This window comes from Myxococcus sp. AM009, from assembly GCF_013372605.1.
Classification (GTDB): Bacteria; Myxococcota; Myxococcia; order Myxococcales; family Myxococcaceae; genus Myxococcus; species Myxococcus vastator.
Map to the genome: position 1 here is coordinate 42,231 of NZ_JABXEP010000011.1, position 20,145 is coordinate 62,375.

General features: G+C 69.0%; 15 protein-coding genes. 6 read left to right on the top strand and 9 right to left on the bottom strand.

The window, feature by feature from the left end:
- The first annotated feature begins 49 nt into the window (after positions 1 to 49).
- The gene (locus HV824_RS04900; protein ID WP_176417367.1) at positions 50 to 670 is read left to right on the top strand and encodes a hypothetical protein; all 621 of its coding nucleotides are present in this window, start codon (positions 50 to 52) and stop codon (positions 668 to 670) included.
- Between the two features lie 44 nt (positions 671 to 714).
- On the opposite strand, the gene HV824_RS04905 is transcribed toward HV824_RS04900, so the two are convergent.
- Positions 715 to 1,857: a hypothetical protein gene (locus HV824_RS04905; protein ID WP_176422773.1), complete on the bottom strand. Its 1,143-nt coding sequence runs from the start codon at positions 1,855 to 1,857 to the stop codon at positions 715 to 717.
- A gap of 193 nt (positions 1,858 to 2,050) precedes the next feature.
- Here HV824_RS04905 and HV824_RS04910 point away from each other — a divergent pair, with 193 nt between their 5' ends.
- Complete coding sequence (locus HV824_RS04910; protein ID WP_176422774.1) at positions 2,051 to 3,055, top strand: formylglycine-generating enzyme family protein; 1,005 nt, start codon at positions 2,051 to 2,053, stop codon at positions 3,053 to 3,055.
- A 5-nt stretch (positions 3,056 to 3,060) separates the two neighbouring features.
- Here the strand turns inward: HV824_RS04910 and HV824_RS04915 are convergent, their stop codons facing one another.
- Genes HV824_RS04915 through HV824_RS04930 form a run of 4 tightly spaced genes read right to left on the bottom strand, consistent with a single transcriptional unit; the run spans position 3,061 to position 6,696 of the window.
- Complete coding sequence (locus HV824_RS04915; RefSeq protein ID WP_255207770.1) at positions 3,061 to 4,062, bottom strand: NAD(P)H-quinone oxidoreductase; 1,002 nt, start codon at positions 4,060 to 4,062, stop codon at positions 3,061 to 3,063.
- On the bottom strand, positions 4,049 to 4,576 hold the full coding sequence (locus tag HV824_RS04920; RefSeq protein ID WP_163781990.1) for a MaoC/PaaZ C-terminal domain-containing protein: 528 nt from the start codon (positions 4,574 to 4,576) through the stop codon (positions 4,049 to 4,051). Before HV824_RS04920 ends, HV824_RS04915 begins: the two co-directional genes overlap by 14 nt.
- Positions 4,573 to 5,463, bottom strand: a complete 891-nt coding sequence (locus tag HV824_RS04925; protein WP_255207771.1) for an aldolase/citrate lyase family protein — start codon at positions 5,461 to 5,463, stop codon at positions 4,573 to 4,575. The genes HV824_RS04920 and HV824_RS04925 overlap by 4 nt, the downstream gene beginning before the upstream one ends.
- Positions 5,464 to 5,481: 18 nt before the next feature.
- A complete protein-coding gene (locus tag HV824_RS04930; RefSeq protein ID WP_176422775.1) occupies positions 5,482 to 6,696 on the bottom strand; it encodes an aminotransferase class I/II-fold pyridoxal phosphate-dependent enzyme in 1,215 nt (404 codons plus the stop codon).
- A 338-nt stretch (positions 6,697 to 7,034) separates the two neighbouring features.
- Here HV824_RS04930 and HV824_RS04935 point away from each other — a divergent pair, with 338 nt between their 5' ends.
- Both HV824_RS04935 and HV824_RS04940 read left to right on the top strand, forming a co-directional pair.
- A complete protein-coding gene (locus HV824_RS04935; protein WP_176417363.1) occupies positions 7,035 to 7,847 on the top strand; it encodes a GNAT family N-acetyltransferase in 813 nt (270 codons plus the stop codon).
- A gap of 79 nt (positions 7,848 to 7,926) precedes the next feature.
- Positions 7,927 to 8,637: an iron-containing redox enzyme family protein gene (locus tag HV824_RS04940; protein ID WP_176422776.1), complete on the top strand. Its 711-nt coding sequence runs from the start codon at positions 7,927 to 7,929 to the stop codon at positions 8,635 to 8,637.
- Positions 8,638 to 8,753: 116 nt separating this feature from the next.
- Here the strand turns inward: HV824_RS04940 and HV824_RS04945 are convergent, their stop codons facing one another.
- The 3 genes from HV824_RS04945 to HV824_RS04955 form a co-directional block, all read right to left on the bottom strand.
- Positions 8,754 to 9,812 carry a helix-turn-helix transcriptional regulator gene (locus HV824_RS04945; RefSeq protein ID WP_306465555.1) on the bottom strand — a complete coding sequence of 353 codons (1,059 nt, stop codon included), beginning with the start codon at positions 9,810 to 9,812 and terminating at the stop codon, positions 8,754 to 8,756.
- Positions 9,813 to 10,280: 468 nt separating this feature from the next.
- Entirely contained in the window at positions 10,281 to 10,529 is a 249-nt protein-coding gene (locus tag HV824_RS04950; protein WP_176417341.1) for a hypothetical protein, read from the bottom strand.
- 90 nt (positions 10,530 to 10,619) lie between these two features.
- Entirely contained in the window at positions 10,620 to 11,000 is a 381-nt protein-coding gene (locus HV824_RS04955) for a hypothetical protein (RefSeq protein WP_176417360.1), read from the bottom strand.
- A 348-nt stretch (positions 11,001 to 11,348) separates the two neighbouring features.
- Between HV824_RS04955 and HV824_RS04960 the strand changes: the two genes are divergently transcribed.
- Both HV824_RS04960 and HV824_RS04965 read left to right on the top strand, forming a co-directional pair.
- Positions 11,349 to 12,422, top strand: a complete 1,074-nt coding sequence (locus tag HV824_RS04960; protein ID WP_176422777.1) for a discoidin domain-containing protein — start codon at positions 11,349 to 11,351, stop codon at positions 12,420 to 12,422.
- Positions 12,423 to 12,595: 173 nt separating this feature from the next.
- On the top strand, positions 12,596 to 15,982 hold the full coding sequence (locus HV824_RS04965) for a DUF4082 domain-containing protein (RefSeq protein ID WP_176422778.1): 3,387 nt from the start codon (positions 12,596 to 12,598) through the stop codon (positions 15,980 to 15,982).
- 1,269 nt (positions 15,983 to 17,251) lie between these two features.
- Here HV824_RS04965 and HV824_RS04970 read toward each other — a convergent pair.
- Positions 17,252 to 19,639: an ABC transporter permease gene (locus HV824_RS04970; protein WP_255207772.1), complete on the bottom strand. Its 2,388-nt coding sequence runs from the start codon at positions 19,637 to 19,639 to the stop codon at positions 17,252 to 17,254.
- Positions 19,640 to 20,145: the final 506 nt, after the last annotated feature.

A 20,145-nucleotide genomic window follows, 5' to 3' on the forward strand; every position in this document is an offset into this window, starting at 1 on the left:
CACGGTCCCAGCTTCTGACGGAACAACCCATCCGTCGGAGGCACTTGAGATGAAACGAATCCAGGCACTGGTCGTGGCGGGCGCGGTGTGCGGAGGCGGTGGGGCCCTGGCCCAGGATGCGGCGAACATGAGAGGGCTCACCGTCACCGTGGGCGGCGGCGTGGAGGGCTACAGCGGTGGGCTAGCGCCCCGCCTCGACCCCGGCGCGGCGTATGGCGCCACGGCCACGCTCAAGCCGTCCACCGTGCTGGGCATCGAGGTGGGCTACACCGGCGCCATCAACAAGATCGACTTGCGCGGCCTGGAGGAGCTGGCGCGAACCCCGGACATCGTCCGCAACGGTGGGCAAGCGGTGGCCACCATCGGCCTGACGGCGAGCCCCGTGCAGCCCTACCTCCTCGGCGGCATCGGCATGAACTGGTACAACGTCCGCCGGGGCGGCGAAGTGTTGGGCTACCGCGACGACACCGCCGGCGCCGTGCCGCTGGGCGCGGGGCTGCGCTTCTACACGGGCTCCTTCACCGCGGACCTGCGCGCCAACTACAACCTCCTCTTCGACCAGGAGCTCGTCCCCACGCTGCCCCCCGCGGAGAACCAGCCCGTGACGGACGTCACCTTCGCGGGAGGCTCCAGCTACAACGCCATGCTGAACCTCGGCGCAACGTTCTGAGCGCGCGTCCGGATGACCGGGCTCGGAGCCACTCTGGGCCCGCGTCACCGCAGACCGTCGTGGATGAACTTGAGGACGGCGAGGAACTGCCGGTCCACCACCAGGAGCAGGACCAGCGGCGCCAGCGCCGAGCCCACCACGGCCTGCAAGGCCAGCAGGTCCCAGGGAAACAGGCGCATCTTCCGCGCCAGGGTGAAGGCCGTGCCGATGTCCGCAAGCGAGGACATCTCCGGCGCTCCCAGCAGCTCCGGCTCCGGTCCGCGCCGGAACCACTTGTGTTCGAACTGCCGCGAGTGCTTCGACGCGACCTTCGAGAAGGCCTCATCACCCAGGCGCTTCGCCCGCACGAGCTGGGGCACGAAGAAGCTCATCGGCGCGAACACCAGCACCACCGCGCCGGCCGCGATGACCATCAGCGGAATCACATAGGCCACGGGGTTGGCCGACAGACCCTTGGGCTCCACCCGGGACGTGTACGCCGCCACCACCACGGCCAGGGAGAACACCACGGGCGAAAAGCTGGCCTGGCAGAGGGGCAGGAACCCGAGCCCGCCCATCAGGTCCGGATGTGTCGGCACCAGCGTCAACGGCAGCCGAGACACGCGCAGCAGGAAGGCGCTCCACACGACGCCGCGCCAGATCCACCGGAGCGCCAGGAACCGGAACAGGGGCTGGCTCACGGCCAGGTTCCACCAACCCGCCATCGAATACCCGTCACCGCTGAGGGTCCACGACCGGCTGGCGTCGGCGGGGGCGATGAACGTGAGCGCATACGCCAGGATGAGCAGCAGCGCCTCCACGACATAGCTGTCCCGCCACCGCATGACGCGACGGGCATCTTCTTCGAACGTCTGAAGGCCATCCGTCGCCACCAGGTTTGAATTGAGGAACTGGCGGACCGCGGCCGACAGGCGGCAATCAATGTAGGGCTCCGCGACGAGAAGCACGGGCAGCGCGATCAACAACTGCGCATGGACCTGGAGCTCCATGAACAGGGAGTTCACGGTCGCACCGCCCGACGGCAGCGTGAAGAGCAGCAGGGGCAGCCATCCAATCGCCGAGAAGGCCAGCGCCCGCCACACCAGGTCATGGCGCTTGCGCGGGCCCCGCCGGAGCCGGCGCTCGGTTTCGAAGAGCAGCCCGCCCTTCACCAGGGAGAATTCAGCAATCGTCGAATGCGGGTCCATGTGGGCGCCGTCTCCACGTTGGGGATGCGTCCAGGAACCCACAAGCGGCCTCCGCGCCAGGGACGACCGGGAGGCCCAGGCACGGACACGAGGCCTACCCCCGAGGGCCGGATTGCTCCGTGCCGCGCGGCCCCCACGTTTCAAGCCGGGGCACGGCGCGCCCCTCCGTTCTCGCAGGGAAGGAGGCACGCACATGAGCATCGACGTCGTCGACGAAGTCGCGGCCCGGGGCGGCCGGCCCCTTGAGGGCGGCACGGCGCAGGAAGCCCGCTCGCTACCGGGCATGGCCTACATCCCTGGTGGGACGTTCTGGATGGGCTCGGACCACCACTATCCGGAGGAGCGGCCGACGCATCAGGTGACGGTGACGGACTTCTGGATCGACAGCCAGCCGGTGACGAACTCGGACTTCGCGCGCTTCGTGGAGGCCACCGGCTACGTCACCGTGGCCGAGCGCCCCTTGAACCCCGACGACTTTCCCGGCGCGAATCCGGCGCTGCTCGTCCCGGGCTCGCTCGTCTTCAAGAAGACGCTGGCGCGCGTCGACCTGCGGGACTTGACGCAGTGGTGGTTCTACACGGCGGGCGCCTGCTGGAAGCACCCTGAAGGCCCGGACAGCACGTGGCAGGGACGCGAGCAGTACCCGGTGGTGCACGTCTGCTTCGAGGACGCGCTCGCCTATGCGCACTGGGCGGGCAAGGCGCTGCCCACCGAGGCGGAGTGGGAGTACGCCGCGCGCGGAGGACTGGAGCGGAAAGTCTACGTCTGGGGCGACGAGTTCGCGCCGGGGGGCAAGCTGATGGCCAACACCTGGCAGGGCGAGTTCCCCTGGCGGAACCTGAACACGGACGGCTTCGAGGGCACGTCCCCCGTGGGCAGCTTCCCACCGAACGCCTTCGGCCTCTTCGACATGGCCGGCAACGTGTGGGAGTGGACCTCGGACTGGTACCAGGAGCGGCACGAGAGCCACGGCGGGAAGCCCTGCTGCATCCCCGTCAATCCCCGGGGACCGGCCACGTCGGATCGCAGCCTGGACCCATGCCTGCCGAAGGTGAAGATTCCCCGGCGCGTCCTCAAGGGCGGCAGCCACCTGTGCGCGCCCAACTACTGCCTGCGCTACCGCCCGGCGGCGCGCTCACCCCAGGCCGAGGACAGCGGCACGTCGCACATCGGGTTCCGCTGCGTCGTCCGCCCCTGAGCCGCCTACAGCTCCAGGACTATCTTCCCGAAGCTGGCATTGGACTCCATGCGTCGGTGCGCGTCCGCCACGCGCTCCAGCGGAAACGTGGAGTCGATGATGGGACGCACCCGCCCCGCCTCCAGCTCCGGCAGCCACCGCTCGCGGAAGCGGCGCGTGACGGCCACCTTCTCTTCCAGGGGCAGCGGGCGCAGCGACATGCCGCGAAGCTGGAGCCGGCGCAGGATGGCCTGCCGCACGTCCAGCGCGCCCTCCATCCCGTCCAGCACGCCCAGCAGGAGCAGGCAGCCGCCGAACTTCAACACGGACAGGTTCCGCGCCAGCGCCGCGCCGCCCACGAAGTCCGCCACCAGGTCCACCCCCGCGCCTCCCGTGAGGACGGGCAGCTCCCGCGCGAAGTCCTGCTCGGTGCGCAGCACGCCCGCCTCACCACCCAGGGCCAGGCAGCGGCGGCGCTTCGCCTCGGTGCTCACCGTGAAGAACACCCGCGCGCCCACCGCGCGGGCCACCTGGATGCACGCGGTGCCAACGCCGCTGCCTCCCGCGTGGACGAGCACCGCCTGTCCCGCGCGCAGGCCGCCCAGCTCCAGCAAGGCTTCGTGCGCGGTGAAGAAGGCCTCCGGCGTCGCCGCCGCCTCCACGAAGCTCCAGCCGGCCGGCATGGGGATGGCCATCCCCGCCTCCATGAGGCATGCGTCCGCGTAGCCGCCGCCATCCACCAATCCGAAGACACGCTGGCCGGGCTCGAAGCCGTGCACCTCCGCGCCGCGCGCCTCCACCTCGCCCGCGACCTCCACGCCAATCACCGGACTGGCCACTCCCGGAGGCAGCGGGTAGGCCCCGCTGCGCTGGAGGATGTCTCCGCGATTGAGGGCGGACGCGCGCACCCGGACGCGGAGCTGACGCGGGCCCGGCACCGGACGCGGCAGCGCACACAGCCGGAAGACCTCCGGCCCGCCCGGTCTGTCCTGCGTCACCGCGCGCATCACCGCGTCAGTAGTTCGCATCCACGTCCACGCTGTGCTTCTTGAGCGGCACCAGGAACGAGCGCTCGAACGTCATGAACACGGTGCCGTCCGCCTTCACGCCCTTCGTCTCCACGGAGACGATGCCCTGCGTTCCGCGGGAGCGGGACCTGCGCTTGGCCAGCACGCGGCTCTCCGCGTAGATGGTGTCCCCCACGAAGACGGGCGCCGTCAGCCGGACCTTGTCCCAGCCGAGGTTCGCCACGCCCTTCGCGCTGGTGCTGTTGAGGCTCATGCCGCCGACGATGGCCAGCGTCACCAGGCTGGACATCAGCGGCCGCTTCCACTCCGTCTTGCTGGCATACACCGCGTCGATGTGCAGCGGATGCGTGTTGAGACACAGCAGGGACTGCCACATGTTGTCCACGTCGGTGAGCGTGCGCCCGGGCCGGTGCTCGAACACGTCCCCCACCTCGAAGTCGTCGAAGTAGAGGCCGTGCGTCTCGCGGTAGCGCTGCTTGCCCACCTTCTTGTGGGCGGTGACCATCTTCTTCATGTGTCTCCTGTCCTGGCGCCCTGCCGCCGGGGCGCGGACTCCAGCTCCTCCATCCGGTGCTCGTTGGCCAGGACCCGCCGCGCGGCCGCCACCAGCGGAGGCCCCACCATGCCGTTGCCCAGGCGCCGGATGCCTCCCTTCCCGTCCTCCGCCTGCGCCACCACGCGGCGCGCGTGGTCCACCGAGCGCGCGCACGGACGCAGGGCCCGGTGGACGGCGGCCACCTGGGCCGGGTGGATGACAATCTTCCCGACGAACCCCAGCGCCCGGGCGCGGCGCGTCTCCTCCTCCACCGCGTCCAGGTCCGCCAGGTCGAAGTACGGTGAGTCGATGGCGGACAGCCCCGCCGCCCCCGCCGCCATGGCGATGCGCGCGCGCGCGTACAGCATCGGCTCCCACGTCAGCGGGATTCCCAGCTGCGCGGACAGGTCGGCCGCGCCGAACACGAGCCCCTGGAGCCGCGGCGTCGCGCTCGCGATGTCCTCCACCGAGGCCACGCCCCGAGACGTCTCGATGATGGCCAGCAGCGCCACGTCCGGCAGCCGGGGGCACAGCAGCGCGTCGAGTTGTTGCAGCTCGGCGGGTGACTCCACCTTGGGGAGCAGGACGATGTCGGGCCGGGCCCCCGTGTCCAGCAGGGCCAGCACGTCCCGGAGCCCGTCCTCCGTGCGCAGGCTGTTGATTCGCAGCGCCATGGGGCGCGAGCGGCGGCCTCGCGCCAGGTGCTCGGTGGCCAGGTGGCGTGCCTCGGGCTTGAAGGCCCTGGGCACGCCGTCCTCCAGGTCGAGCAACCCCACGTCCGCGCCCACCTCCGCCGCCTTGTCGAAGCGCGTCGGCTCCAGCGCGGGCGTCACCAGCATGGACCTGCAAGCCATGGACAACGGCATGACGCCACCTCCACTCACTCAGGCTGTGGGTGCGGAAATCTCCCGCACGGCGTCGCACAAACGCCGCACGTCCGCTTGCGACAGGTTGGACCGCAACATGATGCGCAGGCCCGCGCGTCCCTTCGGGACGATGGGAAAGAAGACGGCCGACGAATAGAACCCGCGCTCTAGCAGCCGCCGCGAGCGCTCCACCGCGACGTCCTCCGGGCCCACGTCGATGACCTTGATGGGGAAGTCCTCGCCCGCGGTCCGCGTCGGGATGTGCTCGTCGAAGAGACGGATGTTGGCGCGCAGGGCCTGCTGCCGCTTCGCCAGCTCCGGCGTGCCGTGGATGCGCGCGGAGGCCATGCTGGCGCCAATGGCGGGAATGGACAGGCTCTGCGACCAGCCCAGCGGCCCGGCGAAGCGCCCCACCAGGTCCGCGTGCTGACTCGGCCCGAGCATGACGGCGCCACCCGCGGTGCCGAAGCCCTTCCCCAGCGACGCGATGATGATGGTGCGCGGGTTCAGCTCGCTCCCCGCCAGCGTCCGCACGAAGCCCTCCCCCGCCGCGCCGTAGACGGAGAGCGCGTGGGAGTCATCGAAGTAAAGGAACAGGCCGTAGCGGTCCTGGAGCGCGAGCAGCTCCTTCACCACCGCCGCGCCGCCCATCGAGTAGAAGCCGTCCGCGACGTAGGCCACGCGCGCGTGCTTGCGGCAGGCGTCCTCGAGGAACTCGAGGTCATTGTGCGGCGACGTCAGCACCTCCGTCTCGTCCGCGCAGATGGGCTTGATGAGGTTCATGGAGAAGTGCGCGGACTTGTCGAAGACCATGACGGGCCGCGGGCCCTCCGGCAGCAGGTGCCCGGATGCGATGAGCGGCAGCAGGCCCGCGCTGGCGTAGCTGGCCGTGGTGGTGACGATGACCTTCGAGCGCCAGAGCGTGGACAGCCTCGCTTCGAGCTCGTCCAGGATGGCCAGCCGGATGCGCAGCCGGGAGATGGCCATGTCCATGGTGCGCTCGCGCTGAAGCACGTCGATGGCGCCCTGGAGCACCTCGGGCTCGGCGTCCAGGCCCAGGTAGGAACACGAGCACATGTTGATGAACTCGCGGCCGTCCGGCAGCGCGAGCGTGCCATGCCCCGTGTTGTGCACCGCCAGGTCCAACAGCCCCGCTTCCTTCGCCGCCTGGAAGGACGGGTTGCCGTGGACAATCATCGACTCGCTGTTGCGGTACCGGTTCTTCCCTTCCATCGACGCCTCCTTCAAGAGCGCGCGTCGACCATGTTCTGACTATTCACGCCTTCCTGGGAAGGCCAGCCCATGAATTGCTCACGAGCCATCGTTCGCGCGCACAACGGCAGTGGAAACTTGGAGCCAGAGCCCGGGTGCCGGTTTGACCCGCCCGTGTTGGTGAGCCTGCCTGGCAAGGGACCGGGCATGCGAGCAACGCGGCTCATGAAGGCACGCGGGAGTCGTGGCTGTCGCTCGTGGGGCGCTCCAACTCCGAGGTCGAACTCGCGTCACCTGCGACGAAAGAACGTGTGAGGGCGGCGAGACACTCGCCCGCCTCACAACCAGGAGCGTACCCAATGACGTGCAGGCACTGGCGCTGGCGTGTTGCCACCACCCAGCGGGAGCTCGATGACGTGGCTCGCATCCGCTGGGCTGTCTTTGGCGGAGAAATGGGACTGCTGCCCGAGCAGTCCGCGCTGTCTCGGCGGGAGGTGACCTGCGTCGACACGCTCGACACCACGGTGCACGTGCTCGTCTACGCCGGCGACGAGCCGGTGGCGACCATGCGAGTGGCGTTGCCCAACGCGGAGGTGGCGGCGAACCTGGGTGGGAAGGTGGGGCTCGAGATGGAGCAGCAAGTGGACCTCTCGGGCCTGCTCCAGCCGGACAGGCTGTTCGCGGAGCCCTCGCGCTTCTGCGTGTTGCCGAAGTGGCGGCGCTCGGAGGCCGTTACGTGGCTGCAGGCGGGCATGTACACGGAGAGCCGGCGGCGCGGGGTGACGCACTGGATTGCGTCCGCGAACCTGGAGACGGACTCGCCCGAGGACGCGCTCCTCTCATGGAAGGTGGCGGCCCGTCGGGGGTGGCTGAGTCCGCACTGGCGTGTGGCCGTGCCCGACCCGAGGCGGGCCCCGGTGCATCCCCGCAGTCCCTTCTACACGCCGGAGGAGCGGGCGAAGGCGGCGCAGGGGCTGTTGGACGGGCTGCGGCTGCCCAGGGCGCCCGCGCTCTTCGCCACGACGATGGGGGCGCGATTCATCGCAGAGCCGCTCTACGACACGTATTTCCAGTGGTTCACGCTGCCGCTCGTCATGGCGCTCGCTGAAATCCCGGCGGACTCCGTGGCGCGCTTCCTCGCGTTGGAAAACAGCGCGAGTCCCGCCGCCTAGAACGGGGCGGTTCCTCCCTTCCTTTTACCTTCAACACGCTGCGACCGGGAGCCCCACGGGCACCGGACAGGAGACGTACGTGCGAACACAGGCGGAGCATGACGCGGGGACGAATTGGTTGGCGGCGCTGGACGCGGAGGCGCGGGGACTGGTGGCGGCGGTGGATGCGCAGCCCGACGCCCGACGCCTCTTCGATGGCACCCTCGATACCGCGGGCTACATCCACTACCTCGTCCAGACGTACCACTACGCTCGCTGGAGCACGCCGATCCTCGGCGAGGCGGGTGCGCGGCTGAAGCGGCTGGGCCGGCACCCGGAGCTGGCGGAGCTGCTGATCCAGAAGGCGGAGGAGGAGCGAGGGCACGACCGGTGGCTGCTGTCGGACCTGAAGAACCTGGGGTGCCCGGAGGCGACCGTGGAGACGGCGGCGCGGAGCCCTGCGGTGGAGGCCTATACGGGGTGGAACTTCTTCACGTCCCGCGCGGGCGTGCCGACGGCGGCGTTGGGGACCTCGTACGTGCTGGAGTACCTGTCGCAGACGCGGGCGGGCGTCTGGGCCAAGCGACTGCAGGAGGTGGCCGCCATTCCCAACATCCACAAGTCCGTGACGTTCCTGCGCAGCCACGGGGCACTGGACGGAGACCACGTGGCGGAGATGGCGCGGCTCCTCGGGCGGCTGACGGAGCCGGAGGACCAGGAGGCAATCCTCTTCTCGGCCCGCGTCGCCCGGAGCGTCTACCCGTGCATCTTCCGTGAGGGCGGCGCCTCCGGCCTACCCCTCGGGAGGTAGAGACAACCGCACGCAAGCTGGGGGAACCTCCCGTTTGAACCCTTGCATTCGGGAGGCGCCTTCCCATGCGGTCCCTCACGGCAGTCTCCGCCCGTCGCGAGGGTGCGCGGGCTGCGTCACACCGGCCTGTTGAGGTGGGCTGCCTGGTAAAGGAAGTCGACGCGGCCGTCGACGCCCAGCTTGTCGAAGAGGTTTCGCACGTGGGCCTTCACTGTCTGGCCCGAGATATTGAGTTCATCGGCGATTTGTCCATTGGACCAGTTTCGAAGCACGCCCCTCGCGATGTCGAGCTCGCGGGGCGTGAGCGCGCGCTGCATGTCCAAGGGGAGTGGGATGGAGTGGGGAAGCTCGGACAGCAGGAGGGCCCATTGCCGCGGTCCGTCACTGGCGGGCAGCTCGACGAACCGGCACGTGCGGTAACCCTCGGGATGGTTGATGACCCAGAGGTTCTTCCCAATCCGCGAGTCCGCGTCCATCCGAACCAGGGCGTCCAACTGCTCCTGGAGGACGCGAGGCAGCCCGGAGGCGTGGAGGTCCGAAGGGGTGAACCAGCGCTCCAGCAGGGCGGTGGCGTGCAAGGAGCGAGACACCTCGCGAGTGGGAGGCTTCAAGACAAGGAAGGCGCAGTCCTTGCGATGGTAGAGCTCTTGAAGCAGCTGCGCGCCAGCGGTCAGGTCCTGATAGGCGTGGCAGTTGCCCAGGGTGCTCGCCAGGTGTCTGGTGAGGCCGGAGAGGGCGGTGATGCTCTGGGACGGGAACGGGTATCGTTCGTGCCGGTAGAACGCGAGGGCGCCAACGAGACCGGGCCGGATGGGCACGAGGACGGCCATGATGTGTTCCAGGCGCGGCTCCAGCTCCAGGCTGCGCTGGTAGATGAGGGTGCGTTCGTACTCCGCGCGAGAGAGCAGCTGCGTATCGCAGATGGGCACTCCGGGCCGGGCGAGGATGGGGTCCCGGAGGAAGTCATGGTCGACCACGCCGGCATACTCCTCGAGGATGGGGATGGGAGGGCCCGGGACGTGCCATCGGAAGTCGAGCGAAGGCGCGACGCGCATGAGGCACAGGGCCATGGAGTCGGCCTGGACGAACTCGAGAAGCGGCGCTCGAGTCGCTGACAGGACCTCCGGAAGGGACAGCGAGCCGCAGAGTGCCTCGGTGACCCTGTTCCGAGCCATGAGCTCGTGAGCGTTGAAGTCCATCGGGTTGAACATCCGCCTCTCCTTGTCAGACAACTCCGTGAGGTGTGCGGGGATGTCCTCCGTCCCTAACTCCGGACTGAAAATCCGTCCCTCTCCCCTGGGGGGGGTATTGACAGAATACCTTACGGAGGCCTGGGCGCGTTGCGTCAAAGACAGTGCAGCATCAATCCATCAAACCCGATGAAATTGCATGGCTTCCGAATGTGGAGGCGGCGGGAATCGAAGCCGCGCGGGTGGCGATGGGCTCCACGCTCTTACGCTCCCCCAGCAGGCCCATGGCGTAGAGGGCGAACGAGCCGCGCCGGCTTTCCTCACGACGCAGTCGTGCTAGCGAAGCTTCTGCCACGGGCAACTGTCCTATGCCAGAGGCCCCATCAAGAGCAGCTCGCACCAGCGCCGCTCACGGTAGCGCCGGGCCAGCCCAAGGGGCTGCGATGGGGTCGTTCAGACCTCTTCGAATTTGCCCCCGACGATGCCGTTCACTTCGAGGGCAGCCTTGATCTCTTCATCGACAATGATGGGGATGTGATAGCCCCAGAGCCTGAAGACGCGGGCGTCACGGACCTTCGCCTTATAATAGGCAGCTATGGGGCTCGTCCTGTCGCTGGCAAATGCGCTCGTATGCCGAGGACCAACTGCAAGCACATCGACAGGCAAAGAGGCCACACCCCAGCCACGTCTGACAATCTCCATGGTCCTGGGAGACAAGGAGAACCTCAGAAGTCTACTGCATCGTCGGCCCCTGAGGCGCCGCAGAATTGCCTGGCGCGGGGGGCCGAATCCTCACGGAGACGAGGGCGGCTCTTCCATGTCGTCGAGAATCGCGAGCGCGAGGGGCTTCGCTTCGCGGTTCAGGTTGAAGGCGTGCGCCGCGCGAATCCTTGGGATGGACGCGCGGTCGCCAAGCAGAGCGAGGCTCAAGGAGGCCAGCGCGCTCTCATTCATGGAGTTCGTCCGCGCGAAGAACCGCTCGTCCAAGACGCGGTGCAGCGTGGGAATCACGCCCGGGTCTCCCGCGAGAGCCCCCCTGACCGCGTCCGCCAACTGCGCGTAGGCACTGAGTGGCCTCCCCTCCTCGCGAGTCGCCCGCTCCCAGTGGGGCACATGATTCAGGAGGATGGCGCGAGCGCGCTCGATGAGTCTCTGCTTCTCCTCGGGAGTCATGGTGGCTCGGGAGGCTAGCCGCCCCCGCGTGCCTCCGCGAGGGGTTCGTCCTCGGCCAGCCTCGGCTCGTCCCGCGCCACATGGCCCTGGAGCAGTTCGAGGAGTCGCAGCGCCCGAGGGCATTGGTGGGTTTCCGCGCCGCTCAGGGGTTCACGCTCCACGCGTCGGCCGCCGGTTTCCACGCGTGGAAACCGGCCGTTCCCACGCGTGGAAGGGCCGCTCCCCCACAGAAGCCTCGGGCGGCAGCCCCGTGGCACGTCGGCTGCTCTGGGCAGCGGCGCGCGGTCGCGGCGAGCCGGTATGTCGCCGGCCCCTCCGGCCGCGTGAACCCCATCCAGAGACCGATACATGTCCCCGACCCGAATGTTCCGCCTCCCCTGGTTCGTCAGCCTCGCGGGCGCCGCGCTCCTTGGCGCGTGCTCCCCCGACGCCGCCGAGCAGCTCCCTCCAGCTGACCTCACTGGCACCACCGCGCCGCAGGCGCTGCTCCCCACTCCCAACCTCGCGCTCGGCAAGCCGACGCAGCAGTCGAGCTTCTATCTCGGCGGCGGCGGTGAGCCGTCGCTCGCGGTGGACGGAAATACCGACGGCGACTTCTGGGACGGCTCCGTCACCCACACCGCCCTGCAAAGCCAACAAACCCAGCCGTGGTGGCAGGTCGACCTCCAGGCGTCACACCTCATCTCCAACGTGGTCCTCTACAACCGCACCGACTGTTGCTCGGACCGGCTCCAGAACTTCCGGGTGCGCATCTCGGACAACGGCACGACCTGGCAGGACTACCCCTTCGCGGGCGTGGCGCCGCGGCAGACCTCCTTCAGCATCCACAGCAAGGCCCGCTATGTCCGCGTCCAGCTCGGCACCACCAACACCCCCCTGAGCCTCGCCGAGGTCCAGATCTTCGGGCAGGACGCATACATGCACTTCGGAGGCATGTATGGGTTCTTCAATGGGGGCACCTACGTCAACCCCTATACCGGAAGCCCCTCCTGCCCTCCGGAGTACACGGCGTACCAGACGCTGGGGACGACCAACGTCGACTACAACATGTACTTTTGTGGCCGCTACGCGGTGGAAGGGACCGTGCCCCTGGCGGAGTTCGGCGGGGCGTATGGCTTCGGGAGTATCGGCGCCTACAAGAATGACATCACCCAGGCCGCCTCATGCCCCAATGGCTACCTGACCGACGCGGCGTTGGGGTCCTCGGGCATCGACTACGACCTCCGCTACTGCCACCGTCCCTACGAGCCCCATCTGCCATCTCCCTTCCGCTTTGGCGGAATGTACGGTGAAGGCAGCGGCGGCCCGTATGTGAATCCCCTCACCGGAATGGCGTCTTGCCCGGATGGCTTCAAGGCGGTCCAGATCCTGGGAACCTCCGGCGTCGATTACCCCGTGTTCTTCTGCTATCGCAAGCAGTAGCACGGCCGCGGACAACCGACACCGGAGACGTCCGGCCACCTGGAAGCCAAAAATCGCGTCATGCGGCAATGGCTCACGGACCTACGTCTCGCGTCATTGTCCACGCCAGGGGCAGACAGCAAGATGCCTTTGCTGCTCTGCCCCGTCGTGCCATCCCCCAAGGAGAAGTCCGAATGACACCCTCGAAGCCACGGCCCAACTGGGTCGCGAGGCAGCCACGCGCCCATGCGCTGGCGCTGCTCGCGGCCGTCCTGCTCGCGCTGCCCACCGCCGCGCGCGCCCAGCCGACGTACACGCTGTTCGCCCCCACCTCCACCCCGGCCGTCCCCTCCGTCACCAATGACTTCGCCCCGGTGGAGCTGGGCGTGAAGTTCCAGTCCGACATCGAGGGAGACATCCTCGGCATCCGCTTCTACAAGGGCACCGCCAACACCGGCACCCACGTGGGCAGTCTCTGGAGCGCCGCGGGCGCGCGCCTCGCCTTCGCCACCTTCAGCGGTGAGACGGCCTCCGGCTGGCAGGAGGTGATGTTCTCCACGCCCGTGCGCATCAGCGCCAACACGACCTACGTTGCCTCGTACCACGCGCCCGGCGGCGCCTACGGCTTCACCAGCGCGGGACTGGCCTCGGCCGTGGACGCCCCTCCCCTCCACGCGCTCGCGGGCGCCACCAGCGGCGGCAACGGCGTCTTCACCTACGGCGCCGCGGGCTCCTTCCCCAGCAGCAGCTTCGGCGACTCGAACTACTGGGTGGACGTCGTCTTCCGCCCGGCGGAGCCCGTCACCCTGTGGCCTTCCACCGCCACGCCCGCTGTCGCCTCCGTCACCAACGACTCCGCCCCCGTGGAGCTGGGCGTGAAGTTCACGACGAACGTGAGCGGCAACGTGCTGGGCGTGCGCTTCTACAAGGGCGCCGCCAACACCGGCACCCACGTGGGGAGCCTCTGGAGCGCCAACGGGCAGCGCCTTGCCTTCGCCACCTTCACCTCCGAGACGGCCACCGGCTGGCAGGAGGTGACTTTCTCCACCCCTGTCGCCATCGCCGCCAACACGACCTACGTCGCCTCGTACCACGCCCCCGTCGGTGCGTACGCCTTCGACAACGGTGGCCTCGCCAGCGGCCAGGACACCCCGCCCCTCTTCGCGCTGCCCGGCAGCACCAGCGGCGGCAATGGCGTCTTCACCTACGGCGCCGCGGGCTCCTTCCCCATCAACAGCTTCGGCAACTCCAACTACTGGGTGGACGTCGTCTTCCAGGCCACCGGCGCCTTGCCCCCGACGCAGCCTCCGGACAACACCTTCCGCCTCTTCGCCCCCACCGCCACGCCCGGCACCGCCACCGCCCCTGACACCGCCGCCATCGAAGTGGGCGTGCAGTTCCGCGCGGACGTGGACGGACAGGTGACGGGCGTGCGCTTCTACAAGGGCAGCGGCAACCACGGCACGCACGTGGGCAACCTGTGGAGCGCCACGGGCCAGCCGCTCGCCACCGCCACCTTCACCCACGAGACGGCCGTCGGCTGGCAGGAGGTGACGTTCGCATCCCCCGTCGCCATCACCGCCGGCACCACCTATGTGGCGTCGTACTTCGCGCCACTCGGCGGCTACTCGTTCGACAGCTATGGCCTGGCCACCGGCGTGGACGCCCCTCCGCTGCACGCCCTGCCCGGCGCCACCACCTCGGGCGGCAACGGCGTCTTCGCCTATGCCTCCACGTCCACGTTCCCCAACGGCAGCCACCAGGACTCCAACTACTGGGTGGACGTCGTCTTCGAGTCCTACGGACCGCCGCCCCGGCCGGGCGTCCACGGCGCGGGCCCCGTGCTGGTCGCCACCGCTCCCGGCAACCCCTTCACCGACTACCTGCGCGAAATCCTGGAGGCCGAGGGCATCGCAGCCTTCGCCACCACCGATGCCGGCAACCTGGGCGTCTCCGTCTCCCTCGATGACTACAAGGTGCTGGTGCTCGGCGAGCAGACGCTGAGCGCGGCCCAGGTGACGCTCATCACCGACTGGGTCACCGCCGGCGGCAGCCTCGTCGCCCTGCGGCCCGCGGCGAACCTCCAGTCGCTGCTCGGGCTCAATGCCTCTCAGGGCACGCAGGCCAATGGCTACATCCTGGTCGACGACACCCAGGCCCCGGGCACGGGCATCACCGCGGAGACGATGCAGTACCACGGCCTCGCGGACCAGCGCACCGTCGTCACCGGCACGCGCACCGTCGCCACGCTCTACTCGAACGCCACCACCGCGACGACGTTCACCGCCGTCAGCCAGCGCACCGTGGGCAGCGGCACCGCCACCGCCTTCATGTATGACCTGGCGAAGTCCATCATCTACACGCGGCAGGGCAACCCGGCCTGGCAGGGACAGAACCGGGACGGCTCCTCCATTGGCCCGGGCGCGCGCGCCAGCGACATGTTCTACGGCAACGCGTCCTTCGACCCGCAGCCGGACTGGGTGAACCTGGCCAAGGTCCAGATTCCCCAGGCGGACGAGCAGCAGCGCCTGCTCGCCAACGTGCTGCACCAGACGAGCACCACGCCACTGCCGCGCCTCTGGTACTTCCCCAGCGCCCACAAGGCCGTCGTGGTGATGACGGGCGACGGACACCCGGGTGGCGCCACCTCCCAGCGCTGGGACCAGTACCTCGTGGACAGCCCCACCGGCTGCAGCGTGGACGACTGGGAGTGCATCCGCGGCACCATCTACGACTACGTGGGCGGACTGAGCGCCACCCAGGCCAACGACTACGTGGCCCAGGGCTTCGAGTACGCCCTGCACATCAACACCGGCTGCGCGGACTACACGGCCAACACGCTGGACCCGAACTTCTTCACCCCGCAGCTCGCCAGCTTCGCGTCCGCCTTCCCCGCCGTCCCCGCGCCCGTCACCAACCGCACGCACTGCATCGCGTTCAGCGACTGGTCCACCCAGCCCAAGGTGTCGCGCCTGCATGGCATCCGCCTGGACACCAACTACTACTACTGGCCCGATTACTGGGTGCAGGACCGCCCGGGCCTGTTCACCGGCTCCGGCCTGGCCATGCGCTTCGCGGACCTGGACGGCACGCCGCTGGACGTCTACCAGCTCGCCACGCAGATGACGGACGAGTCCGGCCAGTCCTACCCGCTGCACATCGACACGCTGCTGGACAACGCGCTGGGCACCCAGGGCTACTACGGCGCCTTCAACGCCAACATGCACGTCGACTCGCAGCCGTCGGCCGGCTCCTCCGGCTCGGCCGCCATCATCGCATCCGCCCAGCGTGAAGGCGTGCCCGTCATCACCGCGAAGCAGCTGCTGGCGTGGCTCGATGCCCGCGAGGCCACCCAGGTGTCCACCGTGGCCTTCACCGGCACGGTGCTCACCTTCGACCTCGCGAGCCCCGCGCGCAACCTGTCCCTCATGGTGCCCACCCGCACCACGACGGGCCAAACGCTGCTGTCCGTCACCCGCGCGGGCGCCCCCGTGACGACGGTGACGCGCACCATCAAGGGCGTGGACTTCGCCTTCATCGACGGCGCCCTGGCCGGCACCTACACCGCCACGTACAACTGAGTCACTCGCGCCCTCCAAGGCGATTCATTCTCCGGGGCCCGGCGCGATGCATTCGCGTCGGGCCCCGTTTCATTCCACTTCGGATGAAACCTGGGAGGTCCTGCCCGTGACATGGGGCGCATCCCCGAGGAGAAGAGGCATGCCTCACTCAACACAGCGACGAAGCTTGAGTTTTCGCCACTCGCTGGCGGCAATCCTCGGTGGGGGCGCTTGGGTCGTAGTCAGACATGGCTCGTGCCCGTTCCGGAAAAAAGCGTTGGAGATTCTGAAACCCAATGCTCCTGCGGAGGACCGAATCAGACCGCATCATCTGAAACACCTCCCCCTCGAGTGACTCCCAATCCTCCCCCCGCCTGTTCAACTCATCCAGGATCAGACCCGAAGTGTAATATTCGTCGATTAGCCGCTGCTGTAAGGCGGCCGAGTCGGCCCCGCTGAGGTCTTTCCTCAAGGCTCGCAGGGAGCGCGTGTATGGGAGACCGCCCAGCCACCATCCAAGCGCCATCCCCGCCAATGCCCCTCCCACTCCACCTCCCACCACCGAGAGCCGGAGGCCGGCCAGCCCTCCAACCAAGGCACCAGCGGCAACTGACACCCATCGTATCAGCCCAAAGAAGGTGAACACCCGCGGCCTCCTTCCTGAAAATCACTGACACAAATGCCGCTCAACGAATTCGCCTTGCGCGGCACTCAAAAGACCTCAATGACGCGACTGATTCGGCGCGGGAGCGGTTTCCCTTCCCAGCAAGTAGCCTGCCAAACCGCCTCCTCCCATGGCAAGACCTTGGTGGAGGAGAAACCGAGCCACAGGCCCCACCCACTATCGTCTGGATAAACGACCCCGCGCGGCGCTCCACCTCACTGGAGGCTGCTCCGGAAGCTCTCGAACTCACTGTCTCATCCGCGTTGACAGGTTCCGCAGCCCAGTGGCTCGCTGTTCGGAAATGTCGGGACTTTTGTGGCGTCAAAACCCCCGACATTTCCGAACAGCGAGCTACGGGAGTGACTCCGGTCCCCCCGCCGGAGGGGGCCCCTGGGGTGGCCTCGTGGTTCGCTCAGCATGAAGTCCGGCACGGAAATGATGGCATGGCATCCGCGCGCGCCGTGCGCTGACGAGGTGCCCCGCGCGCATGCACTCCCACGCGAACCGCTCCGTCCTGCTGTCGCTCCTCCTGCCCTGCCTGGCGCTCGCGCAGCCCCTGGACGACACGCCGCGGAGGACACGTCCACTGCGGCGGCGCCGTCGCTCAGTTCATCTGCGCTGCGCGATCAGTCGTCCGAGCGCAGCGCCTCGTACAGCGGCACGCGGGTGACACGGCGCGCGGGCAGCCAACTGGCCAGCAACGCCACTGCCGCGAGCAGCGCGGGCACGGCCGTGAAGGTGACGACGTCGAACGCACCCACGCCATACAGGACGCTGGACAGGCTGCGCGCGAGCACGGCGGCGCCGCCAAGCCCCAGGAGGACGCCGGACACGGCCATCCAAAGCCCCTGCCCCACCACCCGCCACACCAGGTGTTGCCCGGTCGCGCCCAGCGCCATGCGGATGCCCAGCTCGCGCGTCCGCTGACTGACCGAATAGGACAACACGCCGTAGAGCCCCACACCCGCGAGCACCAGCCCCAGCACCGCCAGGGCCACCAGCAGCGAACCCAGCACCTTCGTGTGGCCCAGGCTGGCGTCCACGACGGACTCCAGCGAGCGCACGGGGGCCCTCGGGAGCGCGGGGGCCACGGCGCGAAGCTGCTCGCGCAGCACCGGAGCCAGCAAGGCAGCGTCCTGCGAGGCACGCACGGTGAGCAACAAGTGCAGTCCCCAGAGCTGTCCCATGGGGACGAAGGCCTCGCTGGCCGGGGGCGCGTCCAGGCTGTTGTGCTGGACGTCCCCCACCACGCCCACGACTTCGCGGAAGGGCTCACCGTCGAGCACCAACTGCACGCGCTGCCCCACCGCGCTCCGCCCGGGGAAGTAGCGGCGGGCGAACGTCTCGTTCACCACGACCACCGGCGCGGTGCCCGGCCCATCCCAGGCTTCGATGGCGCGCCCTTCCTTCAGCGGGATGCCCAGGGTGTTGAAATAGCCGTCGCTGGTGGTGCGGAAGAGGACCCGCTCCCGGGAGTCCGCCTGCGCTGCCGATTCGCCCGGCAGCAGCACCGGCGCCAGGCCATCGCGCCCCCACAGGGGCACGGTGCTCGACATGCCCGCGGACGTCACGCCCGGAAGCGCGCGCACCCGCTCCAGCACGCTGGAGAAGAGGGCCCGCTGGGCGGCCTCCTCCCGGTACTTCGACGAAGGCAGGGAGAGGTCCACCACCGTGACGCCCTGGGGATTGAAGCCCAGCGGCACCGCGCTCAAGGCCTGGAGGGTGCGGAGCATCAGGCCCGCGCCCACCAGCGGAATCAGCGCCAGGGCCACCTGCGCGACCACCAGCACCACGCGCCCGCCTTCACGCCGCGTGGCCCCCGCGCCGCCTCGCAGCCCGCCCAGCACGCCCCGCGCATCCGCGCGCGACACCCGCAGCGCGGGGACCAGGCCGAAGAGCAGGCTGGTCACCACCGAGAGCAACAGCGCGATGCCCAGGACATGCGGCTGCAGGCGGAGTGCCTCGGCGTCCACGAACTGAGGTGGCATGAGCGCGCGCAGCAGCTCCACGCCCCACATCGCCAGGAGCAGGCCGGCGGCGCCCCCCATGAGCGCCAGCATCCCGCTCTCCACCAGGAACTGCCGCACCAGCCGCGCTCGGCCCGCGCCCAGGGCGGTGCGCACCGACACCTCGCGCTCCCGCGCGGAGGCCCGGGCCAGCAACAGGTTGGCCACGTTGGCGCAGGCCACCAGCAGCACCAGCGCCACTACGCCGGCCAGGAGCCATAGCCGCTCCTGGGAGCCCTCCACCACCTGCGTGTGCAAGGGCACGAGCCGCACTCCGGCGGGCTCCTCCGTGAAGCCCGGCTCGCGCACCAACGCGGCGCCCAGAGCCGTCAGCTCCGTGCGTGCCTGCTCCGCGGACACGCCTTCACGCAGGCGCCCCACCACGCGCAGCCACACCCCTCCGGCCGACTCCTCCGCGGACAGCACCAACGGCTTCCACGCCTCCACGTCCGGTGCGAAGCGGAAGCCCGCGGGCAACACCCCCACCACCGTGTGGAGTTGGTCATCCACCCTCAACGTCTGTCCCACCACGTCCGTGCGGCCACCGAAGCGCCGCTGCCACAGCGCATGCGACAGGAGCAGGCCGTTGGCGTCCGTCTCCGATCGAAAGTCCTGTCCCAACAACGGCCGCACGCCCAGGAGCGAGAACAGGCCCGCCGTGGCCCGCCCCGCGCGCACCCGCTCCAGTTCGCCGTCACCCGCCAAGGCGATGTCGCGTATCGACAGCCCCTCCAGCCCCTGGAATGAGAATGCACGCTCGCGCCACGCCTGGAGCGACCGCAGCGACACACCCAGCCGCTCGCGCTGGGGCGTCGACTGGTACAGCGTCACCAACTGCTCCGGCGCCCGGTACGGCAACGGCCGCAGCAGCACCTGGTACACCGCGCTGAAGACGGCGGTGGTGGCGCCAATGGCCAGCGCGAGCGTGGTGATGAGGACCAGCGTGAAGGCGGCCTCACGCCGCATGCGGCGCAGGGACAAGCGAACGTCCAGAAGAAGCTGGGACATGAAGGACCGGCTCCGTTGCAACTCCAACGCCATCAAGCGTCGCGCCGGACAGGGCCCGTTGTACACCCGGCCGGGGCGTGCCTCGCGTTCGCCTGTGGCACGCGAAATCCCATCATCGGACAAGCGCCCGGACCACGAGCAAGACGCGCTTGGCCCAAGCTGCGTATTCCTGACAGCTTCAATGTTCCGGAGCGTCAATGCGCCATCGGTGACTTTCGGCGAGCGGAGGCAGGTGGTACGGCCCCCCCCATCGAGGTCCCCATGTTCCGAAACCTCTTGGTGCTGGCGAGCATCGCCTCCTGCGCTGCCTGTGTCTCCGAGCCGAAGAGGTTGCCCGCATCAATGGACCCATCGAATCCGGATGCGCCCGAGGCCCCTCATGCGCCCGGGTTGACCGCATTCACGGCCTCCACTCCGGAGGCGCCCGCACCTGGTGGCACGGAGGCACGGGACGCGGGGCCCCCGGGTGCTGCGTCGCCCGACCATGACCACGCCCCCGGACACGG

Coding starts and splice junctions, on each gene's coding strand:
- HV824_RS04935 (WP_176417363.1), top strand. CDS start 7,035: ATGACGTGCAGGCACTGGCGCTGGCGTGTTGCCACCACCCAGCGGGAG.
- HV824_RS04965 (WP_176422778.1), top strand. CDS start 12,596: ATGACACCCTCGAAGCCACGGCCCAACTGGGTCGCGAGGCAGCCACGC.
- HV824_RS04930 (WP_176422775.1), bottom strand. CDS start 6,696: ATGGAAGGGAAGAACCGGTACCGCAACAGCGAGTCGATGATTGTCCAC.
- HV824_RS04955 (WP_176417360.1), bottom strand. CDS start 11,000: ATGACTCCCGAGGAGAAGCAGAGACTCATCGAGCGCGCTCGCGCCATC.
- HV824_RS04950 (WP_176417341.1), bottom strand. CDS start 10,529: ATGGAGATTGTCAGACGTGGCTGGGGTGTGGCCTCTTTGCCTGTCGAT.
- HV824_RS04960 (WP_176422777.1), top strand. CDS start 11,349: ATGTCCCCGACCCGAATGTTCCGCCTCCCCTGGTTCGTCAGCCTCGCG.
- HV824_RS04915 (WP_255207770.1), bottom strand. CDS start 4,062: ATGCGAACTACTGACGCGGTGATGCGCGCGGTGACGCAGGACAGACCG.
- HV824_RS04905 (WP_176422773.1), bottom strand. CDS start 1,857: ATGGACCCGCATTCGACGATTGCTGAATTCTCCCTGGTGAAGGGCGGG.
- HV824_RS04970 (WP_255207772.1), bottom strand. CDS start 19,639: ATGTCCCAGCTTCTTCTGGACGTTCGCTTGTCCCTGCGCCGCATGCGG.
- HV824_RS04920 (WP_163781990.1), bottom strand. CDS start 4,576: ATGAAGAAGATGGTCACCGCCCACAAGAAGGTGGGCAAGCAGCGCTAC.
- HV824_RS04910 (WP_176422774.1), top strand. CDS start 2,051: ATGAGCATCGACGTCGTCGACGAAGTCGCGGCCCGGGGCGGCCGGCCC.
- HV824_RS04945 (WP_306465555.1), bottom strand. CDS start 9,812: ATGGCTCGGAACAGGGTCACCGAGGCACTCTGCGGCTCGCTGTCCCTT.
- HV824_RS04900 (WP_176417367.1), top strand. CDS start 50: ATGAAACGAATCCAGGCACTGGTCGTGGCGGGCGCGGTGTGCGGAGGC.
- HV824_RS04925 (WP_255207771.1), bottom strand. CDS start 5,463: ATGCCGTTGTCCATGGCTTGCAGGTCCATGCTGGTGACGCCCGCGCTG.